Source organism: bacterium (assembly GCA_021158245.1).
Taxonomy (GTDB): Bacteria; Zhuqueibacterota; QNDG01; order QNDG01; family QNDG01; genus QNDG01.
Map to the genome: position 1 here is coordinate 1 of JAGGVB010000079.1, position 6451 is coordinate 6451.

General features: G+C 40.6%; 7 protein-coding genes. All 7 read right to left on the reverse strand.

Features of this window, described 5'->3' with window-relative positions; genetic code table 11:
- Positions 1-1569, reverse strand: a 1569-nt coding sequence (locus tag J7K93_04790) for an Ig-like domain-containing protein (protein ID MCD6116310.1), incomplete at its 3' end; no start/stop codon positions are given.
- A gap of 34 nt (positions 1570-1603) precedes the next feature.
- Positions 1604-2191 (reverse strand): type 4a pilus biogenesis protein PilO, encoded by a 588-nt coding sequence (pilO, locus tag J7K93_04795; GenBank protein ID MCD6116311.1) that lies wholly within the window; start codon positions 2189-2191, stop codon positions 1604-1606.
- Between the two features lie 12 nt (positions 2192-2203).
- Positions 2204-3934 carry a pilus assembly protein PilM gene (gene pilM, locus J7K93_04800; GenBank protein MCD6116312.1) on the reverse strand — a complete coding sequence of 577 codons (1731 nt, stop codon included), beginning with the start codon at positions 3932-3934 and terminating at the stop codon, positions 2204-2206.
- A 19-nt stretch (positions 3935-3953) separates the two neighbouring features.
- The gene (locus J7K93_04805) at positions 3954-4880 is read right to left on the reverse strand and encodes a hypothetical protein (GenBank protein MCD6116313.1); all 927 of its coding nucleotides are present in this window, start codon (positions 4878-4880) and stop codon (positions 3954-3956) included.
- A gap of 18 nt (positions 4881-4898) precedes the next feature.
- The gene (locus J7K93_04810) at positions 4899-5411 is read right to left on the reverse strand and encodes a prepilin-type N-terminal cleavage/methylation domain-containing protein (protein ID MCD6116314.1); all 513 of its coding nucleotides are present in this window, start codon (positions 5409-5411) and stop codon (positions 4899-4901) included.
- Between the two features lie 48 nt (positions 5412-5459).
- Positions 5460-5876: a hypothetical protein gene (locus J7K93_04815; protein ID MCD6116315.1), complete on the reverse strand. Its 417-nt coding sequence runs from the start codon at positions 5874-5876 to the stop codon at positions 5460-5462.
- A gap of 26 nt (positions 5877-5902) precedes the next feature.
- The coding region (locus tag J7K93_04820) for a prepilin-type N-terminal cleavage/methylation domain-containing protein (GenBank protein ID MCD6116316.1) at positions 5903-6451 on the reverse strand (549 nt) is incomplete at its 5' end.

Consider the following 6451-nt stretch of genomic DNA (forward strand, 5'->3'; position numbering starts at 1 on the left):
ATATCCTGAAGCCTCTCCTGTAAAGGTTATAAGAGTTGTGTCAGGAGGCAGATTGCCGTAATGCACAACTACATGCGCAACACCAATTGCATTATCGCTTTTCAATGTAGCCTCTGCAACTCCTTTACTGTCTGTTTTTGCACTATTTTCAATAGTACCCTTATCTGTTGCAAAAACAACATCAGCATTGTAAATTGCAACCTGTGTTGTCTTTCGTTTAAGCTGCACTGTAATTTTCGATGTGCTTTTTCCATCTGCAACAATAATATTCGGGTCAGCCTGAACAGTCTTCTGAACTGCTGCAAAAGTAACCTGTTTGGAATAATTAACCCCATCCACATAAATACTGACATTTGCAGTCCGGTCATTCTCAGTACTCGCAACAGGTTTAATATATGATATTGCAAGTCCTGATGAATTTGTGTATGCAACAGAATCCATACTGCTTAATGAAGTAGAGAATTTAACTTTTATTCCGGAAACCGCACTTCCGGAAGCATCTCTGACTTCAGCAGTTATCATGCATTTATCAACGCCGTTTGCAAGCGGATTTTCCGGGCTTGCAGTTATTCCCACGGAATATGTGGATTTTGTAAAATTAACGAGAACCGTATCAAGAAGTGTACCCCCGTATCTGCCTATGACCTGAGCTGTCCCCACCTTTTTTTCACTCGTAAGATTAACCTCTGCAACTCCGCTGCTGTTTGTTGCTGCGGATGCAGGAATACTGCCGAGAGTGGTTCCGAACCTTACTTCTCCGTCAGGCACTGCAATATTGGTAGATGTTTCTTTAAGGCGGGCTTTTATAGTTGTTGAACTGCTGCCATCAGCAAGGATTGAAGCTGATGAACTCTCCATAACAAATGTAACTCCGCGTAATCCAAGTACATTTGAAGTGGCAAGAGTATCCCATTTTGCAGAAATAACCGCAGTTGTATCATTTTTCCTCGCAGGGCTCGTATAAACCGCTTTAATGATTCCCTGATCATCTGTTGTTCCTGAATAAGATATACTGCCCACAGATGGAGTAATTACTACATTTTCACCAGCTACCGGTTTAGCAGAATCACCGAGCACAACAACTTTTATTATTGTTGTGTCTATACCGTTTGCGAGTATGCTCGGCCTTGTGCTTGTGAGCTGAATTTGCGCTTCAAAACGCGAAATTATATTAACTTCCACAGATGCAGCAGCTTTTCCATAAGATGCCGATACTCTCGCTGTACCTGTTTCATTTCCTGCAAAAAGCCGGACCTCTGCCCAGCCGCTTGTATCTGTAACCGCGCTTACTGCGGAAAGTGTACCGAGGTTTGTGGAAAAATTAATTTTCTTTTTTGAAAGAGGATTTCCCGAATCGTCTAAAAGGCGGATCCGTACAGTGCTGACGCTTGTACCAACAGCAATACTGGACGGTAATGCCTGCATATCTATAAGTACAGCAGCACCCTCGCCTATTGAACTTGTAGGGTCAATAGGGCTTTTGGGGGTACAGGAAAGCAGGAACATTACTCCTGTGCCAATCAGCGCTGTAATTACAAAAAACAGAGCAGTTCGATTCAGTTTTGACATGAGACTCCCTCCATGTGAGCCTCCCTTGAGAGGATTAGGCTCGCTTTTCTATGTTTTTTTCTGCTTCTTTTTCACTGTTTTTCCTCTCTTTGTCAAGAACAATTACCCCTTGAAAGACAATTGTTATTCTGCTTGCTGATTTTTCCTCTACCTTTAACGTAACCTCATTTACCCTCAAAATAAAAGGCAAATGAGGAATATCATCTAAAAACTTTGTAAAATCTGTAAACCTCCCCTGAAGCTGAATAGCCAGCGGCAGCTCCACAACAGAACTTTGAGAATCCTTAAAAATAGCAAGGCTTGGATAATTTGGTGTTATTGACACAAGAGATATATCATACTTTTTCACAATTCTTTCAATCTCTCTTCCAAGGTCAAGTAAATTCTCTGCAGGATAGAACCGTTTTTTTCCTCTTTTAAGCCTTGCTTCAAGGCTGTCAACAAGAGTATTCACTGACATAAGTTCCTGCTCGGAAATCTTCGCCTTTTCCCTTTTTTCAAGTACTTCTATTTTGTGTTTAAGCTGCGACCCTTGCTTACTCAGCGGCATATAGGAAAACACGGCCCATATTAAAAACAGGACAACTGTTACAGATGGTATAAGTATAAGCTTTTTATTCACAAATTTCTCCTGTTATTCCTTCAAATAAGCGCTGATCTCAAACATGTAACTTTTATCTTCTTCGGAAGTTTCCTCATGCCCTACTGTTACTTCGCTGAAAAATCCCGACTTTTCAAGTTCAACCACAAATTTGGCAAGATAAATACCTGCGTCATTAGGAGGATTTTTTGTCCATCCCGCCATTTTAAGGACCGTCTTAGGCTTCTCAGTCTCCGCATTCTTCTTTTTGGCCGCTCTAACGCGTCTTGATGCCTGCGGTTTCACCGCCTCCTTGCCGAAATCCATATATATTAATTTTAAATGATCAGGAATTATATTTGAAACAAGCCGTAAAATATCAATTACTGTACTATCCTGGCTTGATTTTGTTATTAAATCATTAAGCTGTCCGCTTAGAAGTGCCTGCCTTTTTTTAAGCCTTGCAAATTCATCTCCTCTGCTTGGCGCTTTTCTTATTCTCGCTTCAATTTCAGCAACATTTCTTCCAAGCTTAACATTGTGATTTTTTACTGAATTTGAGATAAGCAGCAAGACAATCATCAGGCCGCCTGCTGCATAAGCCATTATTTTTTGAACTGCAGCATTCTTATGTATTTTTTCAAACGGTTCCGGCAGGAGATTTCTCTCTGCAGAACTTTCAAGCGCAACAGAAAGGCATACAGCCTGTTCAAGAAATTTCTGTTCAAATCTTTTCTGATTTTCTTCACCGCCTGCAACTTTTATATTATCAGGCATTGGAAATGTTGAAACCGGTATTGATAAATTTTCTGCGAGCACTTCAGAAAGATGTTTTAATCTTGCTCCTCCTCCTGCAAGATATAAAGAGGATACATCCGTACCTCCGGAATTTTCTTTATAAAAGACAAATGATCTGTGGATTTCACCTGACAATCTCTCTACAACAGGACGCATCATTGCGCCGACTTCTGTTAACGGCGCTCCCCTGAAAGTCATTCCGTCTGAAAAACCTAGAGGATATCCGTATCTCTGTTTAAATTCCACTGCTTCATCTGATGAAAACTGTATTGCTCTGCCTTCATGGAAAATTGTGCCTGTAACAGATTTGGTGAAATCATCTCCTCCTACTGCAATCTCCCTGAAAAAATCTACTAATCCATCTTTAAAAAAGACAAGCACGCTGTGCTCTGCGCCTATATCAAGAATTGCCGTTGATCCGGTTCTCTGCTCCTCCGGCAAAAAATCCAGCAAATTCGACAGAGACACTATTGACGGAATCGCTTTATGTGGAATAATGTGATTACTTGTAAAACTTAAAAGCCTGTTATAAACTTCTGCTTCCGGAAGCCCTAAAACTACATATTGTGTATTTCCGGGGGTATCAATATCAGGGCCCACAGCAGTGCAGTCACAAATAACACTGCCCCCGCCGATTTCACCCTCAACCTGCTGTGACAGCCCCAGTCTTACTGCTTCCTGCATATCCTTTGCAGGCATTTTTGGAAAACTTTCTTTTTTTATAATAAGTTGGGGGCTGTCAAACCCTGCAACTATCTTTGCTTTCTTTCTAAGGTTTTTCGGCAAAACTGACGAAAATATCTCATCAACCTTGGCAGAAAGATCATACTCCTGATCGCTTATAGCGAATCTTCCGTACGCTTCAATCAGGAAAGAACTTCCCCTCCTTCTTAAAAGCATGTACTTAATGCTTGTACTGCTTAAATCAACACCGAGGACAAAAGGCCAGGGCTGTTCTTTCTGGTATGTAAAACTTTTCTGTTTCACTTGATCTGTCCCGTATTCATTATTGATAAGTCCAGTTGCTTACAGTAACCTGATTGCCTCCGCTTCCGGTCTGAAAGGCTGCAAATGCCTGCATATAGGTTACATTCTGCTGTACCTGTACATTACCGAGCCATGAAGCTGAAACATCGCCGTTTGTTACAACTCCTCCGTTTACACGTATAGTTGCTCCATACCATATTCTGTCCATATAAGTATTGGAAGAATTTACCACATAAATAACACCTTGTACATTCGAACCGGGATTTAGAGTAACACTGCCGTCAACAACAAAAATACCCCATATTTGTATATTAGTTCCTACATTCAAATTTCCGTAAACATGAGTTACATTCGGCTGGCCTGTACCGGGAACAAAAAAACTTCCGAGATAATTATTAAGAGGAGACCAGTTGGCTACAGGCTGATCATGATTCTGGCCGGAAGGAGATGAAAGAGCATACAAAGCTGCCACATCTATAGTCGGAATATCTGTATTCTGCAGAAGAAGGTTGTTATCTTCTATACCCGATTCATTATAAGCTTTGATTCCTGAAATACTGCTTTTTGCAATAATCACTCTGTCTGCTATGGTCCCAGATTGAACGTCAACAACGACCGTACTTGATGAATTGCCGTAATCAGAAGTCACGCTAAGCTGCTGGTTTCCTCCGTCTGATTCAAGATTTATATATACACTTGCATTCCCCACAGAGATGTTCATTTCATTATTGTCAGTTGTGAGCACACCTTTTTCAATTGCTTTTATTCCGAAAAATACTCCGCTCTCAGCAGCATAGTCTGCCTGTACCCTCTCTGCGGTTTTTGCAATACTTACGCCTTCATTTCTCATCAGCATTGCAGCACCCATGCCCATAAGCGCGAGAGTAACCACAAAAATCAGAACATAAGCTGACCAGAAACCATTTTCTTCTTTTAATAAACGCATCACAAATCCCCACACAATTTAATTATAAAAATTTCTCGGAGAAATCTGTGTCGATAGTTCATAACTGTGGCTGTCATCTCCAACTGTTATATCAATCTTTACACGCCTGATATCGTTTCTCGGCCAGTAAAAAGGAGATATAACAGAGCCTGCTTCATCATAATAAGTTATATTGAAATTTTTAACACCCACAATTACTTTACTCATTGTACCGAACAATCCTTCTGACCTTTTAATTGCCCCGCTGTTTAATTGATATTCAATGTTGGAATAAGACGGAGTATCAAATTGTATGTCATCGGCAAGTCCGAAATCTATATCATTTGAACTCTGTACCGTACGAATTTCTGCAATCATTCTTTCAATCCCTATACGCGTTGACTGGATAAGGTCTTTGCCTGACCTGACTGAAAGATAAGCATTTATGTTTGCTTTCAGAAAAGGGAGAAGGGTTGCTGATATAATTCCTATAACAACAATTACAACAACAAGCTCCATTAAAGAGAAACCTTCTTCCCTCCTGATTTTCATTTTTTTGCTTTTGATTTTAAAAACCTTCATTTTATTCTTTCTGAAAACTCAATTTGACAAAATTGCAGACAAATCCACATTAACATCTGGCCCGCCTACATTAACATCAACTGTTACATATGCAACTCCCATTAAAGAGTCCACATTAGAGATTGCAACAGAACCGCTTAATCCTGAAGGCGGAGATGGAGTAGTAACTCCTCTCCAGTTAACAATAACATTATCAAATCCCCCTATTGTCGGATCATTAGATCTGTAATCTGCAATAATGTTTTCCATAATCCCCTGGGCATAAAAAACAGCTTTTGTCTGTGCTGCTGCTGTTGCACCGCTGCTCAGGTTATTTATTGCAAGCTTGCTTAAAGGGCCTATGGAAAGCCCGAGAACCACAAGCATTACAACCACTTCAACAAGAGACATACCGTTCTCTTTTGATAATTTCTTAAAAAACTTCTTCAAAATCATAACAGACACCCTATTATAAATATTAATCAGCATCCGCCGCCGCATCCGCCGCCGCCGCCTGTTGCTTCGCCAAGATAGGAATAACCTCCGCCGCAGATAATTACATGAATTTTCGAATTTAAAAACATAACCGACTTTTCATCGGTAAAGGTCCCGCCGCCGGCAAGAGGGCGGCCGTCAATATCAAAACTCAGCCCTCCTGAAACGCCTGCTGATGTAATTTCAACACCTGTATAGTCGCCTGTATTAAAATGTACTTCCATGTTTTCCCCTGTAATGGGAGATTTTACATAATTTCCTGTATCATTGTATTTTACTTTGTATTTATTTGCTGCTATTATAAATTGCACCGGCCTTCTCTCGTTTATTGCAACTTCCTGAGCAAAACGAACATCCGAGAGCGCACGTGTTGCAGCATTGGAAAGCCTTGTTGTGCTGTTTATTTCATTTACCGATACACCTACTGCCCCTGTAAGAATTGCAACTACTGTCATAACAACAATAAGCTCCACAAGGGTGAAGCCCCGTGAGAACCGTATATTTTTTATTTCACTGTTTTCTGAGTTTCGTTCTTC

Excerpts from the sequence above, each read along its gene's own strand:
- J7K93_04805 (MCD6116313.1), bottom strand. The coding sequence starts at position 4,880 with ATGCGTTTATTAAAAGAAGAAAATGGTTTCTGGTCAGCTTATGTTCTG.
- J7K93_04810 (MCD6116314.1), bottom strand. The coding sequence starts at position 5,411 with ATGAAAATCAGGAGGGAAGAAGGTTTCTCTTTAATGGAGCTTGTTGTT.
- J7K93_04815 (MCD6116315.1), bottom strand. The coding sequence starts at position 5,876 with ATGATTTTGAAGAAGTTTTTTAAGAAATTATCAAAAGAGAACGGTATG.